This is a genomic window from Oceanobacillus sp. Castelsardo (genome assembly GCF_001659985.1).
Classification (GTDB): domain Bacteria; phylum Bacillota; class Bacilli; order Bacillales; family Amphibacillaceae; genus Oceanobacillus.
Genome location: NZ_LYCS01000007.1, coordinates 112635 through 138269, shown reverse-complemented (window position 1 = coordinate 138269; position 25635 = coordinate 112635). Strand labels below are relative to the sequence as shown.

General features: G+C 35.8%; 24 protein-coding genes and 1 pseudogene. 10 read left to right on the top strand and 15 right to left on the bottom strand.

What is annotated here, in order from left to right; genetic code table 11:
• Positions 1 to 7 precede the first annotated feature (7 nt).
• The gene (locus tag A9178_RS13145; protein ID WP_068676034.1) at positions 8 to 1012 is read left to right on the top strand and encodes a hypothetical protein; all 1005 of its coding nucleotides are present in this window, start codon (positions 8 to 10) and stop codon (positions 1010 to 1012) included.
• 197 nt (positions 1013 to 1209) lie between these two features.
• Here the strand turns inward: A9178_RS13145 and A9178_RS13140 are convergent, their stop codons facing one another.
• The 8 genes from A9178_RS13140 to A9178_RS13105 all read right to left on the bottom strand — a co-directional run bounded on the left by A9178_RS13140 (position 1210) and on the right by A9178_RS13105 (position 11038).
• Positions 1210 to 2097 carry a hypothetical protein gene (locus A9178_RS13140; RefSeq protein WP_068676032.1) on the bottom strand — a complete coding sequence of 296 codons (888 nt, stop codon included), beginning with the start codon at positions 2095 to 2097 and terminating at the stop codon, positions 1210 to 1212.
• Positions 2098 to 2366: 269 nt separating this feature from the next.
• Entirely contained in the window at positions 2367 to 4442 is a 2076-nt protein-coding gene (locus tag A9178_RS13135; protein ID WP_231889851.1) for a HAMP domain-containing sensor histidine kinase, read from the bottom strand.
• Positions 4429 to 5115, bottom strand: a complete 687-nt coding sequence (locus A9178_RS13130) for a response regulator transcription factor (RefSeq protein ID WP_082918198.1) — start codon at positions 5113 to 5115, stop codon at positions 4429 to 4431. Before A9178_RS13130 ends, A9178_RS13135 begins: the two co-directional genes overlap by 14 nt.
• A gap of 270 nt (positions 5116 to 5385) precedes the next feature.
• A complete protein-coding gene (gene rlmH / locus A9178_RS13125) occupies positions 5386 to 5865 on the bottom strand; it encodes a 23S rRNA (pseudouridine(1915)-N(3))-methyltransferase RlmH (protein WP_068676026.1) in 480 nt (159 codons plus the stop codon).
• A 56-nt stretch (positions 5866 to 5921) separates the two neighbouring features.
• Positions 5922 to 7142 carry a hemolysin family protein gene (locus A9178_RS13120; protein WP_068676024.1) on the bottom strand — a complete coding sequence of 407 codons (1221 nt, stop codon included), beginning with the start codon at positions 7140 to 7142 and terminating at the stop codon, positions 5922 to 5924.
• A gap of 93 nt (positions 7143 to 7235) precedes the next feature.
• Positions 7236 to 8405 carry a TraB/GumN family protein gene (locus A9178_RS13115; RefSeq protein WP_068676021.1) on the bottom strand — a complete coding sequence of 390 codons (1170 nt, stop codon included), beginning with the start codon at positions 8403 to 8405 and terminating at the stop codon, positions 7236 to 7238.
• A 153-nt stretch (positions 8406 to 8558) separates the two neighbouring features.
• Complete coding sequence (dacB, locus tag A9178_RS13110) at positions 8559 to 10052, bottom strand: D-alanyl-D-alanine carboxypeptidase/D-alanyl-D-alanine endopeptidase (RefSeq protein ID WP_068676019.1); 1494 nt, start codon at positions 10050 to 10052, stop codon at positions 8559 to 8561.
• Between the two features lie 644 nt (positions 10053 to 10696).
• Complete coding sequence (locus tag A9178_RS13105) at positions 10697 to 11038, bottom strand: YqzG/YhdC family protein (RefSeq protein ID WP_068676017.1); 342 nt, start codon at positions 11036 to 11038, stop codon at positions 10697 to 10699.
• 283 nt (positions 11039 to 11321) lie between these two features.
• Here A9178_RS13105 and A9178_RS13100 point away from each other — a divergent pair.
• From A9178_RS13100 to A9178_RS13070, 8 genes and pseudogenes are all read left to right on the top strand, one after another.
• A pseudogene (locus A9178_RS13100) lies at positions 11322 to 12058 on the top strand (GTP pyrophosphokinase).
• A gap of 232 nt (positions 12059 to 12290) precedes the next feature.
• On the top strand, positions 12291 to 12416 hold the full coding sequence (locus tag A9178_RS19505) for a hypothetical protein (RefSeq protein WP_255376722.1): 126 nt from the start codon (positions 12291 to 12293) through the stop codon (positions 12414 to 12416).
• A 294-nt stretch (positions 12417 to 12710) separates the two neighbouring features.
• A complete protein-coding gene (locus A9178_RS18690) occupies positions 12711 to 12911 on the top strand; it encodes a hypothetical protein (RefSeq protein WP_052771776.1) in 201 nt (66 codons plus the stop codon).
• A gap of 190 nt (positions 12912 to 13101) precedes the next feature.
• On the top strand, positions 13102 to 13818 hold the full coding sequence (locus tag A9178_RS13090) for a ferredoxin reductase domain-containing protein (RefSeq protein WP_047186169.1): 717 nt from the start codon (positions 13102 to 13104) through the stop codon (positions 13816 to 13818).
• Positions 13819 to 14127: 309 nt separating this feature from the next.
• Positions 14128 to 14436: a hypothetical protein gene (locus A9178_RS13085; protein WP_068676015.1), complete on the top strand. Its 309-nt coding sequence runs from the start codon at positions 14128 to 14130 to the stop codon at positions 14434 to 14436.
• Between the two features lie 97 nt (positions 14437 to 14533).
• Positions 14534 to 14734, top strand: a complete 201-nt coding sequence (locus A9178_RS19185; RefSeq protein ID WP_047186171.1) for a hypothetical protein — start codon at positions 14534 to 14536, stop codon at positions 14732 to 14734.
• A 447-nt stretch (positions 14735 to 15181) separates the two neighbouring features.
• Complete coding sequence (locus A9178_RS13075) at positions 15182 to 15370, top strand: hypothetical protein (RefSeq protein ID WP_047186199.1); 189 nt, start codon at positions 15182 to 15184, stop codon at positions 15368 to 15370.
• A gap of 267 nt (positions 15371 to 15637) precedes the next feature.
• Positions 15638 to 15988, top strand: a complete 351-nt coding sequence (locus A9178_RS13070; protein WP_060668977.1) for a DoxX family protein — start codon at positions 15638 to 15640, stop codon at positions 15986 to 15988.
• A gap of 426 nt (positions 15989 to 16414) precedes the next feature.
• On the opposite strand, the gene A9178_RS13065 is transcribed toward A9178_RS13070, so the two are convergent.
• The 6 genes from A9178_RS13065 to yycF all read right to left on the bottom strand — a co-directional run bounded on the left by A9178_RS13065 (position 16415) and on the right by yycF (position 23291).
• Positions 16415 to 17635 (bottom strand): S1C family serine protease, encoded by a 1221-nt coding sequence (locus A9178_RS13065; protein ID WP_068676013.1) that lies wholly within the window; start codon positions 17633 to 17635, stop codon positions 16415 to 16417.
• Between the two features lie 75 nt (positions 17636 to 17710).
• Positions 17711 to 18496 (bottom strand): MBL fold metallo-hydrolase, encoded by a 786-nt coding sequence (locus A9178_RS13060; RefSeq protein ID WP_068676011.1) that lies wholly within the window; start codon positions 18494 to 18496, stop codon positions 17711 to 17713.
• Positions 18493 to 19431 carry a two-component system regulatory protein YycI gene (locus A9178_RS13055; RefSeq protein WP_068676009.1) on the bottom strand — a complete coding sequence of 313 codons (939 nt, stop codon included), beginning with the start codon at positions 19429 to 19431 and terminating at the stop codon, positions 18493 to 18495. Before A9178_RS13055 ends, A9178_RS13060 begins: the two co-directional genes overlap by 4 nt.
• Positions 19432 to 19488: 57 nt before the next feature.
• Complete coding sequence (locus tag A9178_RS13050) at positions 19489 to 20748, bottom strand: YycH family regulatory protein (protein ID WP_068676007.1); 1260 nt, start codon at positions 20746 to 20748, stop codon at positions 19489 to 19491.
• On the bottom strand, positions 20745 to 22580 hold the full coding sequence (gene walK / locus A9178_RS13045) for a cell wall metabolism sensor histidine kinase WalK (RefSeq protein ID WP_068676005.1): 1836 nt from the start codon (positions 22578 to 22580) through the stop codon (positions 20745 to 20747). The genes A9178_RS13050 and walK overlap by 4 nt, the downstream gene beginning before the upstream one ends.
• 6 nt (positions 22581 to 22586) lie before the next feature.
• The gene (yycF, locus tag A9178_RS13040) at positions 22587 to 23291 is read right to left on the bottom strand and encodes a response regulator YycF (protein WP_068676003.1); all 705 of its coding nucleotides are present in this window, start codon (positions 23289 to 23291) and stop codon (positions 22587 to 22589) included.
• 167 nt (positions 23292 to 23458) lie between these two features.
• Here yycF and cdaS point away from each other — a divergent pair, with 167 nt between their 5' ends.
• On the top strand, positions 23459 to 24073 hold the full coding sequence (cdaS, locus tag A9178_RS13035) for a sporulation-specific diadenylate cyclase CdaS (protein ID WP_068676001.1): 615 nt from the start codon (positions 23459 to 23461) through the stop codon (positions 24071 to 24073).
• A gap of 115 nt (positions 24074 to 24188) precedes the next feature.
• Here cdaS and dnaB read toward each other — a convergent pair whose 3' ends face one another.
• Positions 24189 to 25559: a replicative DNA helicase gene (gene dnaB, locus A9178_RS13030; RefSeq protein WP_068675999.1), complete on the bottom strand. Its 1371-nt coding sequence runs from the start codon at positions 25557 to 25559 to the stop codon at positions 24189 to 24191.
• Between the last annotated feature and the right edge of the window lie 76 nt (positions 25560 to 25635).

The window sequence follows — 25635 nt, the reverse complement described above, 5'->3', positions numbered from 1 at the left end:
AAGCGTAATGGGAAATAAATATTCATGGACAGTAAAGGAAATTGTAAAAGGCAAAACAATACCATTCTTAGTCTTGACTTTACTTTTAACGAAAATATTGAATGATGTTGTGAATAATGGATTAACATATATGATGAATATCGATAATTCATCCATTTATACATATAACTATTCAATTGGTTTACTTGGAATACTATTAGCGATTCCGTCAGCATTATTGAGCATTTTGGTGATAAAAGGATTCCTTAGATTAAAAGGTTTCATTTCACGTTCTCCAAGTAATGGAGCAGAGGCAATGAAAGCTAATAGAATGTTAGGTCAGGAGAAAAGCTTTAAGTGGTATAGTGTGTATGGAATCGTATTAGGTTATTTTTTCCTTCAATATATCGGAATGCGGCTAATTACCTATATCAGTCAAAAATATATGGATGATTATGTGGTATTACCATTGATTAGTACGATTGTTGTTCTAGCCATCACATTCTTTTTGGTAATCCTTATTAATAAGTTTATGATAAAGATAACGAACACGAATAAAGAAGTATTACACGACATAGAACAAGGGATGTATGACTCCAAGTTTAAAAGTGCTAAGGATAAGGATGAAATTATAGAGATCTTAGGAAAAGGTAAGGCAGGTTCTGTTAAAGGAGCATTATTGTATTTGCTGCTGAAACGGTCGCTCATAAAGACGGTTAAAGCGGTTGTACTGGCTGTATGGGGTGCGATAATGGCTTTGGTTGCTATCTTTTCACCTTCAGGAGGCGGATCATCTTCAGGAGGTAGGGCCGCTTTTGGTGGATCTAGCAGTTCAAATGATAAACAGAAAGCAAAAGATGAGGCACACTGGAAAGCAAAACAAAAACAGAAAGAAGCTGCTTACGCCTGGAAACATGCAGGAAAACAAGCCATATATAATCCTAATACACATTACACGGATGAAAAACTTAATAGAGCAATGAGAATGCAACATGAAGCTAATGAAGCAAAGCGGAATGCACGGGATTTATAATTAACAAGCTTTGCAATCCACTGTCATCACCCGAATGAAGCCGATAACTTCCACAACATACGAGTGATGACAGACACTTATTTAATATTCACTAAAACCGAATGATGGATATTGTAGTCGATATTCGGGAAATGACGTGCACCGCAATCCAATCATAGGCTGACCAATTATTGAACTCTCTTGTAGGGTAGAGCCACTTATCCCTTCCTCGCTCGTTTATAAAATCCTTCAAATTTATCTTTAACCGTTTCACTGCAATTACTAAGACGAATTGCTTTTAGGAACCGTGCTCCACCTGCACCCGCCTCTCCTGTCAGTCCATGCTGAGCGTCATAGAAAAATAAAACACCTAAAACGGCCATAACCTCCGCATATAAGCCATCTCCACATTGCTTTTTAAACTCCGCCTCTCTGGCAGGTAAAATTTCAGCCATTCTTTCGCTCATTCTAGTTTTGTAACTTTTAGCGTATGATTCCATCATTTTATTTGTTTCTTCTCGATAGATCTTCGAGTAATCTGACGAATATATATCTCCCCATATTTTACTTCCTGCTTTGTAAGCCTCTGCCACTTTATAAGGATCTTTGCTCAACATTAATATGGTTTCAACCATTAAATTAATCATCCCCTGATCACCATAACAATTACGATAACTGACAAATTCCCAAAACTTTTCGGCTTTATGTTGAATAGATAAGCGACAATCACTACGTCTAAATCCTCTAATGAGAAAGCTAGTTTCCATTCGATTTACATCGTGACTATATTTTTTGTAAAAACGGAGAAATCCAAGCGAAGCAAATACATCTTCATAAAGCCCTAATCCGACTTTCTTTTTAAATTCTTCTTGTCTCTCTGTTAAAACTTTTGCTAGTCTATCACCTACCATTATATCTAAGTGGATATCAAGATGGTCTTCTAAATCCATCGTCTCCGATTTGTTTATATAGTCCTCCGTTTCTTCTTCAACAATCTTATTAAATTCTGTTGCAAAAATATCATCCCAAATCTCACTTGCTGCTTGATAAGTACTTGCTACTTTATCAGGATTCGTACTCAACATTAACATTGTCTCAAATAGCATCTCATTCATTCCTTTTATTTTTGAATATTTCCTTCCATTCTATTACAACAACATCATCCCTTAAACCCATTTATTTGTGATACGGTTCCCCCCACTTAATTAAGTGGCAGTTTATTTTTAATCAGACAGCGCTCCGAATTATATACCTGAGATTTTTGCAACGAGCCCGCATCTGAGACTTATCTACTTTAACAACAAAGCGACGTAAAAAAGAATAGGACATCCATTGATATCCTATTCCACTTCTATGATTTTTAAAAACGTATCAATCATTCATTATTGGATTTATGTTTAGGTAAATAGATCATTGCTTTAAATAAATCTCCATCAACATGTATGTTAAATTTCCCTTTTTGAATTTCAATGAGGTTTTTGGCAATGGACAGTCCTAACCCACTTCCTTGGCTTGTTCTTGCTTCGTCGCCTCGTTTGAATCGCTCCATGAGTTCGTCTGCTGAGATATTTAATTCATGTGCCGAGATGTTTTTGAAGGTTAGTCGAATGCCGTCGCTTTCATCCTCAATATCGATATACACCCTTGACCCTTTGAGGGCATATTTGAAAATATTAGACAATAGGTTCTCGATAGATCTCCATAGTAATTTTCCATCTGCTGTTACATACACTTTTTCCACTGGATGATTTAGCTTAAATTCTAGGTTCATTTCTTCAATTTTATCATTTACTTCCCCAAACCCCTGGGTGATTAATGACACAATATTAATTTTCTCAAGACTCACTGGAATATTTCCGCTTGATGCCTTTGCTGCTTCAAATAAGTCATCTGTCAGGACCTTAAGTCGTTTTGATTTTTGATCTAATACTTCGATATACTCTTCTACCCTTGAAGGGTCTTTTTCCGTTTTTAATAGATCGACATAAGTAATAATTGAAGTTAATGGTGTTCGGATATCATGGGATACATTGGTGATGAGCTCTGTTTTGAGTCTTTCACTTTTAAGCTCACTGGCGACCGCTTTTTTCAGTCCGTCTGCGATGCTGTTAATATTTGACGCAAGATTTCCTAGCTCCCCTTTTTCACTTACCTCAATCGTATGATGGAGATTTCCACCCTTGATTTGCTCGACACCTTCTTTTATGGCATTGAACGTCTTAACCTTTTTATAGGCAAACCAAGCTGCAACCCCTAACGTAATTGGGAAAATGAAAAACGTCGCTGCCACCAAAATCGGATAGCCAATCACAATTAATACCGTCTTAACAGCAGTACCTCCACTGTCATATACATTTTTTATGAATTTATAGATCAAATAAATAACCGTAAAAATAAGAGAATGCTTGATGAACGTTCGATTTTTGATATGTTTTACCAATGAAAGAATAAATGCAAACCCTATTGCTGCAATCGGGATTGTAACTGGGAAAACTATGACATCCATACTTTGAATATTCACGCTGTCCATAATTGCACCCCAAAGCCCAATAAGTCCTATACATAGCAGGATGTTAATATCAATATATAATTTATCAACAAAATTCAAGTGTAGCTCCCGTTCCTGAAAGGACCTTCTCCCAACAACAAGTGCAAGGTAAACAAATGACAAAGTAAAACCTATGGTAAATGCGAGTAAAAGAATTAAACCTTTTGTAGCTACTTCTTTGTCTTCCTTCCACTCTTTTTGTTTAAGATTTAAATAGTCCTCACTAAAAGCAACATAAACGATATCAGTTTCGGGATTCAATTCATTTTTATAGCCTTCAATCCTATGAAAATACTCATTTTCAGTTACATTTTCCGGATAAATCTCTTGTTTATATTTCTCAAAAACCATATATGCTGGATATTTTTTAAACTGTTGTTTTTCCTTCATCGATGTATTTGAATATACCGTTTTGCCATCAGTTGCATAGTATATCATGCCTTCATGCTCTGCTATGTTTTGCATGATGAAATGCAATTCTCTTAAATCATTTTTAATTAGCTGTTCCCTTGCCTTAGCTAGCTTATCTGCATATTCCTTTTTAAAAATTTCATAATTTTGTGCTTCACTTAAGTTTGGATTATAGCTTCGGGAATTCCATCGGAAAGAGTCGTATAGGTTATCCTCCTCCATTCTAATTTCATCCTCACTAATCGTCCCGCCGTTCAAAATATATTCTTCACTTTTATATTCACTGATAAGTCTTGTAAGACCACTAATTACAGCTTCATTTTCGATAATAAATTCCTTACTTAGGAAGTAATCGGCCTCAAACGCAGAACTATAATTAGCTTCATTTATGATTTCTACATCTATAATATTTTTCATGATCCCTGTAAAACAGCTGATCATGATGATAAACACAATGATTTTTGTTAAAACTGCGTGGCTAAATTTTTTCAATTTTATACCCAACTCCCCACACCACCTTCAAATATTTTGGCTCTTTTGGATTGATCTCGATTTTTTCTCGTATTTTTCGAATATGAACGGATACGGTATTTTCTGGATTATAGGCTGGCTCATTCCAAACCTTTTCATAGATTTCCTCAATCGAGAATACCTTTCCGGGATTCGCTATTAGAAGCTTTAAAATCTTATATTGTACCGGTGTTAGATGGATCTCTTCTCCATCAACAGTGATGACTTTGCGTTCATCATCGATGACGAGCCCACCGGTTTGATACACATTTGTCTTCATTTCAAGGCTCCCTAAAGTTGTATATCTTCTTAGCTGTGATTTAACCCTTGCGATTAGCTCCAGAGGATTAAATGGTTTCGTAATATAATCATCCGCTCCAATATTCAAACCGAGGATTTTGTCGTAATCCTCCGACTTGGCCGAAAGCATAATCAAGGGGATATTATGATCCTCCCTAATTTTCATCGTAGCTCGGATCCCGTCCATCTTCGGCATCATAATATCCATAAGAACAAGATGAATCTCATTTTCCTGGGTGATTTCAATCGCCTCAACTCCGTTCGAAGCTTTGAATATTTGATAACCTTCATTTTCCAAATATATCCCAATGGCATCCACAATCGCCTTATCATCATCACAAACCAAGATATTCATGAACATTCACTCCTACATATGTAATCAACCATACCATGTCTCCCCTCTATTCTTTACCATAAGAGAATGATACCAATTAAATCTTAACAAACTCTTTATGTAATTCTTAAGATTTTCCTAATATTAAAGGAAAAGGCCAGCTATAAGCTGACCGATGCATGGTAATCCTATCTTAATGAAATGAAAATCAAAGCATAATGTTTTCACATTTAACATCTAATTAATATTTAGAATAGTTATCTCAATCTTCCAACACCATAAAAACCGCACCTATTTATGGTACGGTTCCCCCCTATTTATCCGATACCCCCGATACACCTGCTCCAATAAAATCAACCGCATGACCTGATGTGGAAACGTCATTTTTGAGAAGGATATCGCCATGTCGCTTCTGGATTGCACTTCTTTACTAATGCCAAGCGACCCACCAATGATAAATGCAATTTTGCTTTTACCGTATGTCGCTAGGTCGTCTAATTTTTTTGCGAACTCTTCAGAAGTTAGCATCTTTCCTTTAATTTCAAGCGTAAATACATATGTATCTTCCCCGACATGGGACAGGATACGCTCTCCCTCTTTCCGTTTTACTTCTTCCATTTCCGCTTCACTCAAGTTTTCTGGTGCCTTCTCATCTGCTACTTCGATAATATCGACCTTTGCATAGGCTGATAACCTTTTTAAATATTCTTGGATTCCCTGTTTTAAATATTTTTCTTTCAGTTTTCCCACCGATACAATAGTAATTTTCATTTCCTTCGTACCTCCGCCTAAAAAAACCCCACTTTATATAAAATGGGGTTCTCTACTTATTTTATAATTTGTACTTTTTTAATCGTGCGGTTATCGATTTCCATAATCTTAAAGGTTAAATTCTCCCGCTCAATGACTTCATCTTCCTCAGGGAATTCATTTAATTCCTTTAGTAAGTAACCGGCTAACACATCTTCTTCTTCGGGAATGTCTGTATGAAAGATGGAATTTAACCGATGAAGCGTGATTTTACCGTCACAAACAATTTCGGTTTCTGTTAGCTTTTCAACTAAAGCATCGGTATCTAAATCCATTTCATCTGAAATTTCTAATCCAATCATGGATTCAATCACATCTTCATGTGTCAATATTCCCTCTGTACCACCATATTCATCTAATACAACCGCCATATGTTTCTTTTCCTTTGTCATTTTGAGAAACACCCATTCCACCGAATGAAATTCATAGACGAGTAATGGATCAATATCGCTAAATTGCTTAAGTGGTTTTTCGGGTTCTAATGACCATTGGATTAAATATTTAGAATGAAATACCCCGATAATATTATCAATATCTTCTCTATAGATTGGATATCTTGTAAATGGGTTTTGAAGGACTACTTCTCTTACTTCCTCATACGTAGCGTTGATTGGTAGTGCCACTAAATCTACTCGTGGTGTCTTTAATACATCTTTTACATTCAAATTTTGAAAATCAAGGACCCCACGTATCCGATGTGATTCAGCTTTCCCGAATGTCCCTTCCGAATCAGCAATATCAATCATCGTTCGAAACTCTTCTTTTGAAATAGAAACATCTTCCGGGTTCCCTTTCGATAGGGCCCTAGTGATGAATCCCGTTAAACTATTTAAAATAATCGTGATTGGTTTAAAAATAATGACAAAAAAGCGAATAACCGGATACACGATTGCTGCAATTTTATCGGGAAATGCAGCTGCTATCGATTTCGGGAGTACTTCTGAAAAAACGATAATGGTAATAGTCAGAATAGCGGATGCCAATCCAATATTAAATCCGTATTCGATCGCTATCGTTGTAACTAAAGTTGGTAGAAGTATATTCGCAATATTATTCCCTATAAGAATCGAAGTTATAAATTCGCTAGGTTTGGAAACCAAGTCTAAAAGCTTTTCTGACTTCCTATCACCGTTATTCGCTTTTGTCTGTAATTTCATTTTATTTGTTGCTGTTAATGCTGTTTCACTTCCCGAAAAGAAAAATGAAACAAATAATAAGAAAATGATCGCAATGATCACGGGCTTATTTCCTCCTTAAGCTCCATAAAAACTTATATTTATTTTTATATGATTTATTGGGCGCTATGAATAGTATTCCTTACCTATTCCAATTTAAAACAAATTATCTAAGAATAGTCGTACAACATCAAATCCTCCAACAAACGTACCAACAGAGCTACCAATGTTTGCCAAAACAACAACTAATAATACTCGTGATACTTTGTTTTGCCAAAATCCCTTAACCGTAAATACATCCTCAGCTAGATTTTCAAAATCCCGTACAGTTGGTCTACTAAAATAAGCTTGGACAATTCCAGAGAACCAACCAGCTGCCAGTAGTGGATTCAATGAAGTAATAGGAGCAGCGATAAAGGATGTGACAATGGCCAAAGGATGTCCTAATGCAAAAAGAGTTCCTAATGCGGAAAAGGAACCATTCCATAAAACCCAACTAATGGTCTGCTGCCAACCTGCTGCTGGGTTTGAAATAAATGTGTAAGCTATCATGGCAATAATTAGAATTGGTATGGACCATCCAATAATTTTTGGTACATTCGACTTTGGCGGTCGTATGGACAGTTTTTCTAAATCATGATTTTTTTCTATTTCCTTCGTTATGCCGGGAACATGTGCTGCACCTAATACAGCTACTACCTTGTCCCCAGGAGCTGTTTTTATCTTTTGGGATAAAAATTGATCTCGTTCATCAATTAATGGTTTTTTGAGTCTTGGGAAGTGTTCTGTAAATTCCTGAAGCATCGCATTAATTGTATCTTGTTGCTTCATTTTTTCTAATTCTGCTTCGGAAATTTCCTCTTTACTAAAAATACTGGCCATTATTTGCGTTAAAAGAATAGATTTGCCTTTCAATCCTAGGTTTCCCCATATTCTTGCAAACGTAATTTGAATATTACGATCTGCGAGAACCAATTCCGCACCAATTTCCTCAGCCGATTCCATCCCTTGTATCATTTCCTGACCGGCATTGATTCCAAATTGCTTAGCCATTCTTTTCTGGAAGGAAGATATGGCGAGGTTCATTAATAAAAGCGTTGCACGTTTCTCTTTTATCACTTTAAAAATGTCCATATCCTTCCAAGAGTTACCTTCTTTAATTGATTGGTACCGCGCTTCATCTAATTCAATACAAACTGAATCTGGCTTTTCTGCTTCGATGACTTCTTTTACTTGTTCGGCACTTTGCTTGGAAACATGTGCCGTTCCAATAAGAATAATTTCCTTATGATTCATATGTAAACGAGTTATATTCTCTTCCGTCATACGTACCTTCCTTTTTCATTTAAACATAGTTTTATTTTAAACTATATAAGCTAAAATTAATAATTTTATTACTCTGGGAATTACATAAATTGGTAAGGGGGAAAATTTTAGTCCGTAAACAAAGCGAAAAAGGGAATCCTGTTAGATTCCCTTTTAATTTAAATTATGTGTTGCAAGAATAGTGACCATTGTATCTTGAATGGCTGACATGGAATCTTCTATATAATTATTATTTAATATAGAGAAGATTAGTTTTTCACCATTTATATTCGTAACATAACCAGATAAGGTTTGTACACCGGTAATGGATCCTGTTTTAGCTCTTACATTCCCCTTTAGATTGTCCATTCTGCTTCGAAGTGTTCCACCTACTAATTTTTCCGACTCACCTGCTACGGGAAGTGAATTTTCAAACACTGTGAACCAATCTTTTTGTTGAATCTCATAAAGAAGCTTCGTTAATTCGCTGGAAGAAACAAAGTTTTTATGGGACATTCCTGAGCCGTCACGAAGTAGAAAAAGATTCGGATCCATACCAAGATTTATTATAGACTCTTCCATAACTGCAAGCCCCTTCTCCCAACTCCCTTCCCCATGAACGGCCTTACCCATCTCCTTAACTAACACTTCACCAATCGTATTATTACTTAATTTCATAAAGGGAAGTAACAATTCCTTTAAGGGCATTGACTGATTTTCTACTAATAACGTTGCGTCCTTAGGAACCGCATCCAATCGTTGTTCCAATTCCGATGAAAAAGAGATCCCATTACTTTTAAGTGACGATGCAAAAATATTTAATACATAACTAGTAGGGTCCCATACAGCCACCCAAGTTTTTTCTTTAGATGTCCCAATAGGTATATCACCTTCTACTATGATTGTATTCTCTCCGTGTACTCTATCTATTGTTAGTTGTTTTTTCTCATCTTTATGAACTGTTCTTGTCTGATTCAAAACTTTCACATAATCTGTATTAGGAATGACATTTACTTGGGCAACATCCCCTTGTCGTTTCCCAGGAATTATTTCTAACATTACTGTTCCCGCATCATAGTCCTTATCCGGCGAAAGCGTTAAGGCCGAAATCTGCGCCCCCGTATGAAATGGTTCGTCCGACCAATTCAGATCCTGGGATAGTCGAATATTATCATACCAAGTGTCATCTGCAACCAAATCCCCTTCAACTTTCCGAACCTCTAATTTCTTTAAATGGTTAACAAGTTCATCTATATCTTCCTTTAGTAACGTTGGGTCGCCTCCGCCTTGTATATATAGATTTCCTTTTAGAACCCCACCAACTAGCTCACCGTCCGTGTAAACCTTTGTCTTGAATTTATGGTCTGGTCCTAGAACTTCTAAGGCAGTGGACGCTGTTAATATTTTCATATTAGAAGCAGGATGCAAACGTATATTTCCATGGTGAGAGTATATTTCCTCCCCAGTATCTGCTTTCCTCACGCTTATACCAGTTATAGAACCTTGTAGTCGCTCATCCTCAAATATTTTATTTATCTTTTCTTCCAATGACCATGATGGATTTATTTCTGAGGTGATACTTTCAGAAGCATGAATCAATTCAATATTAAAAAGTGGAGCAAAAAATAAGATGAAGAGAAAAACTTTTATGTACCTTTTAATAAACATTTTGAACACCTACAATATTATTGTTGATAGTCGGAGAGTGAATGCTGATATAGCATTACGTGTACTGATATCCTGGGGATGAGTGCTGATATATGCTGCGTGAGTACCGATATCCTGGCTGTGAATGCTGATATAGCGTACGTGTGCTGATATCTCGAGTGTGTGTGCTGATATTTGATGCGTGAGTACTGATATCCTGGCTGTGAGTGCTGATATAGTGTACGTGTGCTGATATCCCGGGGGATGATTGCTGATATTTGATGCGTGAGTACCGATATCCTGGCTGTGAATGCTGATATAGCGGACGTGGGCTGATATCTCGAGTGTGGGCGCTGATATTTGATGCGTGAGTGCCGATATCTCGAGCGTGAATGCTGATATAGCGGACGTGGGCTGATATCTCAAGTGTGAGCGCTGATATTTGATGCGTGAGTACTGATATCCCGGGTGTGAATGCTGATATAGCGGACGGGTGCTGATATCTCGAGCATGAGCGCTGATATTTGCTGCGTGAGCGCCGATATCCCAGGTGTGAGTGCTGATATATGCCGCGTAAGTACTGATATCTAGTACACCAATGCTAAATCCCGACATTGTGGATTTTTATAAGTCCCCTGGCAAGCAATAAGAATAAACCGACCGCTTTATTGATTAACCTCTTTAAAATTTACAGATATGACTTCATCTGTATCGGGATGAAATTCAATATCAATCAACACACCAAATTCCCTGTTATTTTCCTTTAACCATAGTTTAAATTGTTCTACTGCGTTGTCACCTTTCGTCTTCTTCCCAACATGTAAATAATCAATAATTTGTGCATTTGGATATTTCTTACTCGTTTCTTTCATGGCCATTCTGCCCCATTTTGCATAGGAAGGAATCGCCTCTTCCTGTGCTTGAATTGGCTCCCATAATGAAAAAAACGAAATAGATCCAATCATTAAAATACATAAAACTGTAATTGCTGAAATAACCTTTCTCATTACTTCATCCTCCTCCCAATTTTATATTTTGCAATTCAACCATTTACTATGTAGCGTTTCGGAAATATTTTTCATTTCCCGGGGAATATCGACATATTTCTTGTAAGTTCTGTCGAAAAATAGCCTTTATGAAATAAGAATATTTGATTACAATACCTACTGAAATCCACGCCCACGATTTTTTTCTTATGCCCTACAAGTTATAATGATGATAGTAATCAAAATTACGATTTACCTTATCAGAGTCAAAACTTTTCCCTTATAGAAAGGAACTATAAATACAATGGCATCACATGAACCAATTAATAAAGAAACATTAGATGAATTACGCATTAAGATTACAAGATTTGGCATGGCTTATAAATTTGCATTAGATGAAATTAGTACGAAAGTGAATATATTGAAAGAGGAATTTCGTTTAGTACATGATTACAATCCTATTGAGCACGTAAATACACGTGTGAAATCAGCCGAGAGTTTTTTAAAAAAGTACAAAGGAAAAGCTTACCTTTATCATTAGAGGCCATTCAAGAAAATATTAAGGATATCGCAGGAATCCGAATTATTTGTTCGTTTGCATCTGATATTTATCGGATTAGCAAGATGATACAAGCACAATCTGATATTGAAGTAATAGAAGTGAAGGACTATATTCAACATCCAAAATCGAATGGTTATCAAAGCCTCCATATTATCATGAAGATTCCCGTTTTCATGTCAGACCGTAAAATACATGTGTATGTAGAAATGCAAATACGTACGATTGCAATGGATTTCTGGGCGAGTTTAGAACATAAGATTTACTATAAGTACAATAAGCAAGTGCCTGAGCATTTAACTAGGCAATTAAAAGAAGCTGCAGATACTGTAGCTGAGCTTGATCGCAAAATGGAGCATATTAATAATGAAATTAATATTTTGAAGGGAAATGATACATCAACTGATACGGAAGAACTGTTATTTAATCCGAGGGAAATGATGATACAGATGTTGAAAGATATGGATGTATCCGAACAGTGAAGATGAATTAAGAAGGATATCTATATAAATTTTTCCTATAGTAAAAACTAAATACTTTAAACACCCTAGCCAAAAACTATCCTCACATTTCTTAAGGATAGTTTTTTTATTAAAATATTTAGAAGCCAATCCTAAATTAATTGTCTTAATTTTCCCTAAACAGGTGAACCATTATGGTAATATTGTATAAAAAGACACTTAACTTAATGGCAGATTAGTAGGAGGATTTTTATTGATATTCATTGGCTTTGTCGTCATAGTTATCACACTTTTAGCAGTAGAAGGGCATCTTAGAAAGGCATCTAAACAAAATGAGGAAATCATAAATTTATTAAAAGAAATAAAGGAAAATCAATAAGCTAACTAGTGCAACGGTTTAACAGCAATCGATATATGGAGAGGGGTTTTTCGAATAAAAAGAATAATTATATTAGTTCTATTTACAGGGTTAATAAGTGCCTGTTCTAACAATGAAGAGGTAACTCAACATAACTATCTATTTGTAGGAGAAGGAAAATACTGGTCGGCTGAATTAATATATAAAGCAGAAGAAGTATGGGGTAAAGATGCCGATGATATAAACACGTATTCAAGTGAAGATGAGTATACCTTTAAGTTAACATATAAAGGAGATTTAAACGAAATAGCTTCCATGAAACAATTAGATTATGAATATAACGGTCCAACTGGAGGAGGTAGTTTATCGGAAACCTTTGATGAACCTGTCTCTGTTAAAGAGTTTACTTCAAGGGGTGGTGGATCTGGAGCGATTATGAGAAAGGATATGGTCGTTCATGTTGAAGTGAAATGGGACGGTAACGAGGAATCTTTTGAATTAGTTGTAAAAGAATGAGTGATTGTGGAATTACCTAATTGATCCCTGTTCAGCAGCGGGCCATTATCTAGAAAAACACTTTTGAAAGTAGGTTACAAAAATATGCTGATAATGAATCTGAATAACCAATCCGTTTAATTGAGAATTATTATCAATTGTTGTATATTAGATAGTAACGATACAAATAATTGAGTTAGGAGAAGATATAATGCAAATATATTGGACTAAAATAAATAAAATTATTGATGAAACGCCTGAAGTTAAAACGTACCTCCTTGACTGTCCGGAAGACTTTACATGGGAAGAAGGTTCCCATACACACTTCGGACTGGAAGGTTTTAATGCCGGAGATAAACCAAATCGCAGCCTAATTCGCCACATGTCCATCTCCACTTTACCACATGAAAATTCAATCGGTATCACAACACGCATCAGAGAGCAGTGCTCTGAGTTTAAATCGATTTTAAGAAACCTTGAAGTCGGCAATGAAGTTGCAATATTTAAAACCCATTCGAATGTACCACTTAAAAGAGAAAACAAAAATGTTTACCTGCTGTCATCGGGTGTTGGCCTAGCAACTTTTAGACCGCTTGTACTTGATTATTTCGAACGTGCTGACAACGTCAATCAAATTCATTCCCTGAACATTGATTCAGCAAAAGAATTCTTATTCCCTAATATTTTTGAATCCGCGCCTGACAAGAAGTTTACATCACAGTTTGTCGATAACCGTAAAGACTACTATGAAGAAGTGAAAAGTCTTGCTGCAGACAAGGATGGACTCTTCTATGTTGTCGGTAGTGATGAATTCCTCGTGCAGAACATTGAAGTACTACGTGAGCAGGGCATCAAACCAGAACAGATTATGCTTGACAAGCGTGAACAACAACTGCCTGAGTTTTTATCATTTGATTTATCCATTTAAGCGAGTCAAAATATTTTCTTGTTAAATACTAACTAGATATTCCATTAATGGGCGCTTTTCTTTAATAGGAAGGCGTCTTTTTCTTTTATACAAAAATGTTATTCGAATATTATGTTAGTATGGGAAGGAGAGATTAAGTGAGCGGGCAGGATTTGTTTAATAAGGAGACACATTATAATGACAAAGCAAATGAAGCATTTTGAAAACAAGGTGGCGCTAGTGACCAGGAGGGCGTTCGGAGATTGGCCGAGCCTTTTCTCGCCGACTGCATGAAAAAGGAGCAACTGTGACCAGGAGGGCTGTGATTATTTGAAGAACAATATTACATCAAAGAAGCATAGTATCATTAGCTATATTTCTTTGGTTAATGGCATTATTTGCTTTTTTATTGTATTTATAACGCCGACAAGAATAGCAAATATCGGGAATTCAGTTGGGGATAATATAACATTTTTACTTACGGGAACTGGCATCGTACTATCCCTCATTGGAATAGTTAAGAAAACGGAGAAAAATGTAATCCCTATTATTTCTTTAATCCTCTCATCGTCTTTCTTTATATTTTGGATCATTGTGATTATCTTATTGTTCACTGGTCAAATCAGCTTTGCTCCATAGTGAAAATAATTTAAAACTGAAGGGATATCGGGGAACTAAGCTTAGATTACTAAAATCCAAATTTTAGTTCCAATGTTCGGGAAAGGGGCTAATATACTTGATCATCTTTGTAGAAATTTTACGTGCAGTTGCTAGCGCATTACTTGTTTTGAGTTCCGCATTCTATTTACGACATTTAGAAAGGACTAAAAAACAAAGAAAACTTTCAACCCTTGAATTTACAATGTACATAACCATACAAATCGCATATATTTCCGTTGCAATCAGTTTATTGATTTCAGTATTTATTATTAATTGATTAGTGCTGGTAATACTGTTGTTTTGGGAAGTAGATTTATAATGGACTGACATTAAAGTTGCAGCTTATTTTTGAAAAGGAAATTGTGTAATCATTGCTCATTAGTTTTACTTATTATTATGAATTATGGAGCTAAAGGTCAAGTTTGTTAAGGAGTTAGCCTAAATAAATACTTTCAAATACACGAGGTGATTATGTTGGATAATGAACTCATAATAGTTTTCTTGGCTGTTTTTTCTGCGATTATTGGAGGCATGGTTATATTAAATACAAGGAAACAGAGTAAAAAGAAGAGATAACGGAATCCATTATGAAATGGCTGAACATAACACATACATAAAGTTGTAAAAAGACTTATAACAAAAGCTTGGGGATAATCTTTCTACTTTTTTTATTTTTTACTTATAAAGGAAGGAATAAATTATAGCTTCTTATGGGGAGGATAGTATGTTTAAAAAGAATATTGGAATCCCAATAATTGCATTTCTTTTTTTAACCGTAAAGCAATTCATTTTTAACAGTGACATTCATTGGGTTGACAACATTATTTTTTCTGTGCTTTTATTTTTAATTTATCCTATTGGGAAGTGGATAAACAAACCATATGATTGGAGTAAAAGGAAAAAGGAAAGATAGGGTGATTTTTCTATCGCAATAGACTGCTAATCTTGAATAAACGATAGCACCTTTCACCATAAGGTAAGTTTAAGTGAAATAGGACTATACCATTTAATATTGATCATTAAAAATACCAGTCTCTTTCGCATTAAGTAGGCTGGTATTTTTTCTATGTAACCATTTAAGATATCCACAAAAACAGGAAACACCTTAACTGCTTGTCAATGTTGTCCACCTTCAAGCATATGAATATAGTAATAATGTATTTAGGGGGTTGAGAAGGAGATGCAGATGACAAGGTGGGTTTGTTATGCAATTGGCTACGTTTTTATCACATCAGGAGTTATTAAATTAATTAATGGTGATTTTAAAATAATTTTTGCGAATTTAGGTATTCCTTATCCAGAACTCTTATTGTTTCTCGTTGCAATAGCAGAAATTGTGTGTGGGACTTTAATTTGTGCCCGAATGTATATAAGAAAGGCTTCGTCCATACTAATTGTTATTATGTTAGCTGCCGTTCTTCTGACCAAATTACCTCTGCTTTCAAGTGGAGCCTTCTTACACTTCTTATTTGAAGCTAGGCTAGATTTTGTAATGCTTCTTTTATTGTTAGCAGTTTATAAATACAATTAACCATTATTGGAAATCTGTTGATAATTAGTTAATAACAGCACTTTTATTCCACATTATTTCTATTCATCCACAAACTTATCAACATATGCACAAATGTTCGTAGTTATTTTGTTGCCGAACATTCTTTCTATACCATATATTGTATTTATCTACAGGTATATCCACACGCTGTGGATAATACCTGTGAATAACAAACAGCTATCTTCCATCCCGAAGATAGCTGTTTTCTTGTGTATAAATTTATGAACAGAAGTATACAAATGAGCTTATTAAATTCTTTCTTAAAGAAGGACACGTCCAGCGCCCAGCGACTAGCGAGGCTTCCCTCACCTCCGTACGTCGCTACGACGCACAAGACGTGCTAGTACAGGCGTTGCGACAGGACGTCGCGTTCTTAGCCTGTAAGGGCGCTTCCGCTTTTGTTCTTTATTGTGCTCCGAGTTCAAAAGTTGTTTCTTTTCGTTTTCCATTGCGATAATAGGTTACTTTTACCTTTTCCCCAATTTTCTTTTCTTGATATAAAATCTTGCGTAAATCAATCATCGACATTGTTGGTTTATCATCTAGTGCAGTAATTACGTCCAACTGCTTTAAACCAGCTTTATCAGCCGGGGATAACCGTTCGACAGTCCAAACATATACTCCGCCTTCTACATCCTTAGGTAGTTTTAAAGTATCCTTCCATTCCGCTTGCGGGACTTCATCTAGTGAATAGATTTCTACGCCTAAGTATGGCCGAACCACTTCTCCGGTATTCTCTAATTCATTAATCACTGGCAGTGCAAAATCGATAGGGATGGAAAAGGCAATTCCCTCCACCGCTTCTTGGTTAATTTTCATGGAGTTAATACCAATTAGCTGACCGGAAATATTAATCAGTGCTCCACCACTGTTACCAGGGTTGATTGCAGCATCTGTTTGAATTACTTCTGCTTGCCAATCAGATCTTCCATCTTGGTCGAAATCCTGGGGTATCGTACGCTCTTTTCCGCTGATTACCCCCTGTGTTACCGTACTTGAAAACATATGACCGAGGGGGTTTCCTATTGCAATAGCTGGCTCACCTACTTTGACGTTTCCGGATGAACCGATATCTATTACTTTTTCTACATTTGAAGCGTCCATTCGTAAAACAGCTAAATCAGTGAAAATATCACTTCCGATTATTTCAGCTGGGATGGAAGTTTCATTGTATAATACAACCTCAACTTCATCCGCACCTTCGATAACATGATGGTTTGTCACAACATAGGCATTTCCGTCTTTCACTTTATAGATAACCCCTGATCCAGTTGCTGCCTCCGTTACTTCTGATTGATGCCAATAATCGACATTTTCCATAAGATTCGATACACCAACAACTGCCGGCGTAACCTTATTCACTATTTCTGTTACTTGCGTAGAGACATCTACATTTACAGAAGTATTCATAATTTCAGCAGGAAACTCACCTTTCCCATTCTGTTCCGTTTTCACTTTATTAAAACTATCTATCCTTTTACTTTGTGGCTCGCTGAAAGTTGGTATCACTTGCACCGCAACGAAAACCCCAATACCTAATCCAACTAACATGGATAAAATCCAATTATATTTCCGCTTTTTTCTACGATGCGGATTTGGCGGATACCCGTCATTATAATAGCCCATATATTTTCCCTCATTTATTAGTAGTATTTTCTACACAGTAGTTTTCCTACTTTTTGGGAAAATACACGGGAAAAATTAACTTACTTCATATAATGATGTTGGTTCTTCGGGATCTGTATCATGTAAATCTATGTTAATTCCACGTTCTTGAAGGACTTGATCAACGGACATACGTGCTAAGTCTTTCATATTGTTATCTAAACTTAAATGAGCTAAATAAATTCGTTTTGTACGATTGCTTATGATATCTGCTAATGCTAGTCCACTATCTTCATTAGAAACATGACCAGAATCCCCTAAAATGCGGCGTTTTACACTCCAAGGATATCTACCCATTCGAAGCATCTCCACATCATGATTCGCTTCAAAGATATAGGCATCTGCATCTTCTACCGTTTTCTTAATTCGCTCCGATACATAACCTAAATCCGTTACAAGTGCTATCTTTTTGCCATTACTGCGAAACGTATAAAACATTGGTTCCGCTGCGTCATGGGATACGCCAAATGATTCCACATCCATATCTCCAAAGGTCTTAACCTCTTCCATTTGAAATAAAAACCTTTGATCTACTGAAATTTTCCCAATCGACTTATCCATTGCTTTCCACGTTTTTTCATTTGCATAGATTGGTAGATTATATTTACGTGCAAAAATCCCTAGTCCTTTAATATGATCACTATGCTCATGGGTAACTAAAATACCAGATAGATCATTTGGATCTACCTGGATTTTTTGAAATAACTCCGTAAGCTTCTTGCCGCTTAGGCCCGCATCGACTAATAACTTCTGTTGTTCTGATTCGATATAAAAGGCATTTCCTGTACTTCCAGATGCCAACACACTAAAACGTAAAGTCATTTTTCTATTTCACTCCGATTTTTGAACTGTTGCTTCTTGTTTAACATGTCTAAAAAGGGTTCAAATTCCTTTTCTTCTTCATCATTTAAAGAATGAATCTTAAAGATGTTATCTTCAATCATCGTATCAAGAAACGTTTTATCAATGCTGGAAAAAATAAATCCCTCAATAGCATTAATAAAGTAGTTACGCTCTCCATTTACCGTTACATTCCATGTTGGAGCAAATACTTGCTCTCCCTCTTCAATTAACCTTGAATAATATCCTAATTTTATTTTTGTTACTTCTTCATTCGGATGTAAATCGTTTGAATTATATAATGCTTCAATAGCTTGCATTGGCTGAATTAATGGCTTAGAACCTGAACCTTGGGCATCTGTTTTATTTAGTAAGGTTTCCGTATAATGTGTTATCTCATTTTTATCGTTCAAATAAACCAACAAAAGCCCTGGTCCATGCTCATTATAATACACCGTACGACCTTCAATTTGCTGGAAGAAAATCAATACATTTAATTCCTTATGCCAATCCCAATATACGAATTCGTCTGGGAAAAATATTTGACCCTTCACTAAATCAGATATTTCCTGATTGGAAGCATTCTTTGGAATCGGTATTGGCTCTTCCAATTGCGAAACAATAAAATTACCATTAATAACAACTGTTTGTCGGTCATCTTTATTTTGGATTTTTTCTAATTCCTTTTCGTCAAAAACCTTTTCTGAAGTTAAAATATAGGTTTCTTCTTTTACATTCATATCCAATTTAGGAATCTTAATGTTATCAGCTTCTAATTGGTCTTCGATTGTTGTTTCCTGACTAAATATAATCCCCAAATCTGCATCCTGCTGCTTCTGAACAAATTGAAAAACTAAATAGATGTTAAGAATTAGGAAACTAAGGATAAATAGTGTTTTTATATGGCCCCATTGCATCTCTTAGTCCCCCTTTCTTATTATGTGTCATTTTTACCGGACTTTTTGAACAACCTTTTAAGGATGAATTGGAATCCACTCTTTATTATATTGCTGCTGCATAAACCAACATGGTTCATAAATAATAATATTTTTATCCTTGTCATAAATTAATTGATAACCAACTTGTATATCGTTTATATCCTCAAGTTTATAATTTTTCTCTAGATAAACTAAGACCTTATCACTGGTTGGTAGTGTAACTTCATTATCATTAAGTGAGTTATTGCTACGGAAAAGCGGACGATTATACTCTATTAATCGTTGTCCCCATCTTTGTTCCATGATGCTTAAAGGACTAAATACCGGATAGCCATTATAAAACATTTGATAACGAATGACATTTTCATTTGTGTTCATATCCATTAATTTAAATGTTTCTGTCCATCCTTGATACGAGTTTATATCCGAAATGCTTTTATTTAATAAGTCTTCCGCAAATAGGGGTTCTAACGTTTCATTAATCGCACCTGGGCTAATATACTCTATTCTTGCTTCATCTTGCGTAACGCTCATTTGGCTACTATCGGTAAAATACGTAGTCCCTATATTAGAATAATTCGATTGCCTTACAATAGAAGGATCCGAAAATAACACATCAACTAAATTATTCGCATTAATCTTACTAAACGCCTTAGTTTGCCTCGTTAATTGTATAGGGCCTTCAGGAATATAGAGAGACTCACCATTTCCATTTTTAAATACGGAGAATCTAGTAAGGTCTTGATTATCTAAATAGGATGCTAATTGTTCAAAGTTCTTTCCATCTTGGATAACCGCAACAGCCTTGTCCCTTCCATCAATAGAAAGAAACTCAACTCTTATAACGCGTAATTCCTTATCCAACGTGAAATATACTTTCTGAAACGACCATATTGGTAATTCTAGATTGGTTACTTGAAATGTAAAAAGACTATCTAATATTTCCATTGGTAAAGGGGTAGGGAAAGTAATCTCCACATCATGTTCGTGATTATTTTCTTCTACCTTTTTCAATTCAAAATTAAATAATACCCATTGTTGAATTTCCTTGAAGAAATTACTTTGTTCTACTGGGACTGTGAATCCATAGTGCTGATTGAAATGGTGGAAAATAATTTGTCTTGGTTCAATAAGTGTACGGACAGACTCTTCGGTACCATTTAGACTAAAGTCTTCAGGCTTCGCATCACTTAATAATTGAACACTTGGCTGATAATTCCACATTCCAAACGTAAGTAATAAACTAGTTCCAATTAAAAAGACTAAAATAAATGATTTTATCGTTTCAAGTTTCATCTTCCACCCCTCCGCTTCTGATTCATCAGCGGAAGTGTAAAGAGAATCGTCGTCCCTTTACCTTCTTTACTTTTAGCCCAAATCTTACCGTGGTGGGCCTCGATTAGTTCTTTTGTAATGGCTAATCCTAAACCTGTTCCACCTAGTTTTCTTGACCTAGCCTTGTCAGCACGATAAAAACGTTCAAATATCTTGTCTAATTTATCATAGGCTATTCCTATTCCTTCGTCTTTTATACTTATCAACAGATGGTGTCTTTTCTGTTCTACTTTGAGACGGATTTTTCCGCCCTCTGGAGAATATTTAATGGCATTAGAAATGATATTATCCAATACTTGGGTCATTTTATCTTTATCTATCCAAACATAAAAGAGTCCCTTAGGTAGTTCACGTATAAACGTCAGTTGTTCTGGGATATTCATTTCTAATCGATCTACGACGTGATGAAAATAACCTATAAATTCTGTTCGTTCCTTATGCATCGGATATTCATCTTGATCGAGCTTCGATAATTGCAATAAATCATTGACCATTCTAATCATGCGGTCTGTCTCATTTTGTGCAACATTTAAGAAGCGTGGGGCAATGTCTTTATCTTGCCAAGCCCCTTCCGTTAATGCCTCAATATAACTCTTCATCGTCGTTAAAGGTGTTCGTAATTCATGAGATACATTGGAAACAAATTCTCGCCGTTCTTGTTCCACCTTTTCTTGTTCTGTCACATCACTTAAAACAGCAATAAACCCAGTTATTTCATCCTCATCATCAACTACGGTAGAAAAGTTAGCTCGAATTAATAAAGGCTCATCCTCTTCACTAAAATCGATAATAATGGAACCACTATCTTGGAGCTCCGTTATATCCACAATTTTATCTTCTAATTGTAGAACATCTAAAAAGTAATCCCCGATAATATCATCTGGATTTACGCCAATCAATCTTCCGGCAGACTCATTTGTCAGCGTAATGATTCCAGATTTATCAATTGAAATAACTCCATCTGACATGTTCGACAGGACCGAACTTAGCCTCCGCCGTTCTTCTTCGATAGTGGCATAGGAGTGTTTTAATCTACTATTTAAATCATTAAAAGTCTCTGCTAACTGGCCAATCTCGTCTTTCCCATATATATTTACTTTTTGTGTAAAATCTCCCTTAGCCATTGTTTGTGCTTGTCTGCGCATTTCCATAATTGGTTTCGTAATCGTTCTAGCTACTAAAACACCTAAAAAGGCAGAAACACTTATAGCTAAGATAGAACCTTGGATGAAGATGTCATTGATTTCATTTAATTGGTCATAAACAGTTTGTATTGGTGCTTTTGCGTAAATAATACCAATAACTGTACCTTCTTTGTCATATAAGGGTAATGCTTGCACATATACACGTTCTTGTGATTCCTCATCCAACATAATATCGTCTTTAAAGGAATTAAAGAATAATGCATTATCAATAATATCTTGACTCGTCTTCTTACCTATATCCTTCTGATAATTAGGATCGTTTGTTCCAATAATACGGCCTTGATTATTAATTACCTGAATACTTGTTAATGCCGTATCAACACTGATCTCCTCTATTATTTGCTGAACTTCTTCGTGTAATGTTAGTCCTTCCCCGTCTTCTGTTCTTTCCTTATTAAAAGCTTGTTCTAGATTATAACTTAGCAAGTCCATACGTTCACTAATCGATTCGGTATAGTTCATTAAGAGCTCATCTTCTAACTTTTTCATAAAAAAGGTACCTATTACTTGCATCGCTAATACTAGTAATAAGATGTATATAATAATGAATTTTAATTGTATGGAACGGAAAAAACCAACTTTATTCATGAAACATTACTCCTGTTCAGGATTACGTAAATAATACCCAACACCTCGTCGGGTAATAATCCAAGTCGGGTTACTTGGATTCTCCTCTATTTTCTCACGTAGTCTCCTAACGGTTACATCCACTGTACGAACATCACCAAAGTAATCATAGCCCCATACCGTTTCAAGTAAATGTTCACGAGTCATGACTTGGCCAATATGACGGGCTAAATAATGTAGTAATTCGAATTCTCGGTGAGTAAGTTCTATTTGAACTCCATCTCGAGATACGACATAAGCATCTGGATGTATCGTTAAATTACCAATTTCTATATCGCTAGATTCCTTTTCCGGTTCAACATCGGGAACTTGCTGTCTTCGTAAATTCGCCTTTACTCGGGCAATTAATTCACGATTACTAAAAGGCTTTGTCACATAGTCATCCGCTCCGAGTTCTAATCCTAATACTTTATCAATTTCGGAATCCTTCGCCGTTAACATAATGATTGGCATCGTTTGTGTTTTTCTAACTTCACGTAATACTTCATTTCCATCTTTATTTGGAAGCATAATATCTAATAAAATTAAATCAGGCTTTTCACTTTCTGCTAATTTGGTGGCTTCATCCCCATCGTATGCACAAATAACCTGATATCCTTCTTTTTCTAGGTTGAATTGTAATATATCTGCAATTGGTTGTTCATCATCAACTACTAAAATTTTCTGAGCCATTCTCTCACTTCCTTTTACAATTGCTTACTCTATTTTATCGTAAATTGAACAATATGTCTTTACTTGGGCTATTTTCCCCAAATTAAATACGTTTCTTTGTAACTTTGTATAATAATTATCTTATAGCAAAAAATATATACTATATAAATATATGAGGTGTTACCTAAATGTCCAATGCAAATTTGCCAATTCCTCTTATTACACAATTAAGAGGGAATCTAGAAATTTTATCTAACCAAATCCATGATGTACTCGAACATACCGACATTACGGAAACAGATATCCTAAATGATTTTGAAGAGATTCATCAACTCTTTCACGATGTTCAAGTAAATGCAGCATCTTTTTATTTACGGAGTTTTCTCGCTTCCTTTACCGATCAATTTAAAGTATTATCTACCGCCATTCAACATCTATCTGAGCGAAACCATGGAGCACTTATTGTCATCGAACGCCATGATCCCTTAGATTCCTTTGTTCATTCTGGAATTAACGTTCAAGCCCAGTTATCTTCCCCTTTACTAGAGTCTATCTTTTATACGGGGAATCCCTTGCATGATGGGGCGGTGTTGATCTGTAGCGATCGGATTGTCTCAGCAGGGAATGTTCTTCCTGTGTCAACACAAGAAGTCCATTTAAAAGTTGGAACGAGACATCGTGCCGCAATCGGAATTACAGAATTAACGGACGCACTAGTACTTGTTGTATCTGAAGAAACAGGTAGAGCCACATTTGCTATAAATGGTAGTTTATATCCTATTATGACAAAAGGATTAACATAAAAAACAGCCTATCACTCAGGCTGTTTTATGTTATTCGGTAAAAGAGTATAAACACTTAACTTATTAAATCTTGTCGTAGGAATGGCCACGTCTAGCTCTAGCGCCCGCTTTTGATTTAGGACATTGCTACAGGTGGGATATCACTTGTATTATATCGATGATCTAAGTCTACGAATTTATTGTACTCTTTCACAAAAGCAAGCTCAACGGTACCGACCGGGCCGTTACGTTGTTTCGCAAGTATGATTTCAATGATATTTTGCTTTTCGGATTCCTTATCGTAGTAATCATCACGATATAAGAATCCAACAATATCCGCATCCTGCTCAATACTTCCTGATTCACGTAAGTCAGACATCATCGGTCGTTTATCTGTACGTGATTCTACTCCACGAGATAACTGTGATAATGCGATTAGTGGCACATTTAATTCACGCGCTAATCCTTTTAGGGATCTCGAAATCTCAGAAACTTCTTGTTGACGGTTTTCTCCTGATTTTCCGCTTCCCTGAATTAATTGCAGGTAATCTATCAATATCATACCTAGACCATGTTCTTGTTTCAAACGACGACATTTAGAACGGATTTCACTTACCCGTATACCAGGGGAATCATCAATATAAATTCCTGCATTAGACAAAGACCCCATAGCCATCGTTAATTTAATCCAGTCTTCTGACTCTAAATGTCCATTACGTAATCGTTGGGCATCAATATTTCCCTCCGCACAAAGCATACGTTGAACCAATTGATCAGCACCCATTTCCAGACTAAATATCGCGACATTTTCATCCGTATTCACGGCAACACTTTGCGCTACATTCAGAGCAAATGCTGTTTTACCTACTGATGGACGTGCTGCAATAATGATAAGATCATTTCGTTGGAAACCTGAAGTAATTTTATCCAAATCCCTAAAGCCAGTTGGTATACCTGTTACATCCCCATTTTGCTGATGTAATTTCTCAATATTATCATAAACATCTATTAATACATCTTTAATAGATTTAAATGCACCAGAGTTTTTTCGGCTGGAAACCTCTAATATTCCTTTTTCCGCATCATTCAAAACATCTGCTACATCATCTTCTTTTTCAAAACTGGAAGTCACAATATCAGTTGCTGTTCGAATGAGACGTCTTAAAAGAGACTTTTCTTCTACAATTTTGCAATAAAATTCTATATTAGCCGCAGTTGGTACACTTTCAGCTAGTTGTGTAAGATAAACTACTCCACCAACTTCATCTAGTTGCTTAGCATCATGTAAATAAGACGTAACCGTAATGACATCTATTGGTTCTCCACGATCTGCAAGTGTCATCATTGCTGCGAAAATTCTTTGGTGTGCTGCACGATAAAAGTCTTCGGGAACTAATTTTTCTGAAGCTGTAGAGAAGGCTTCAGGTTCTAGAAAGACAGCACCGATAACGGATTGTTCAGCCTCCATATTATGAGGCGGTGTACGTTCATTCCATGTTTGGCTCATAGTTTACTTATTCTCTCCCTTTAGTTCTTCTTAGAAAGTTATCTTTTAGTTGAAGGTTGATTAGATGCAATGATAT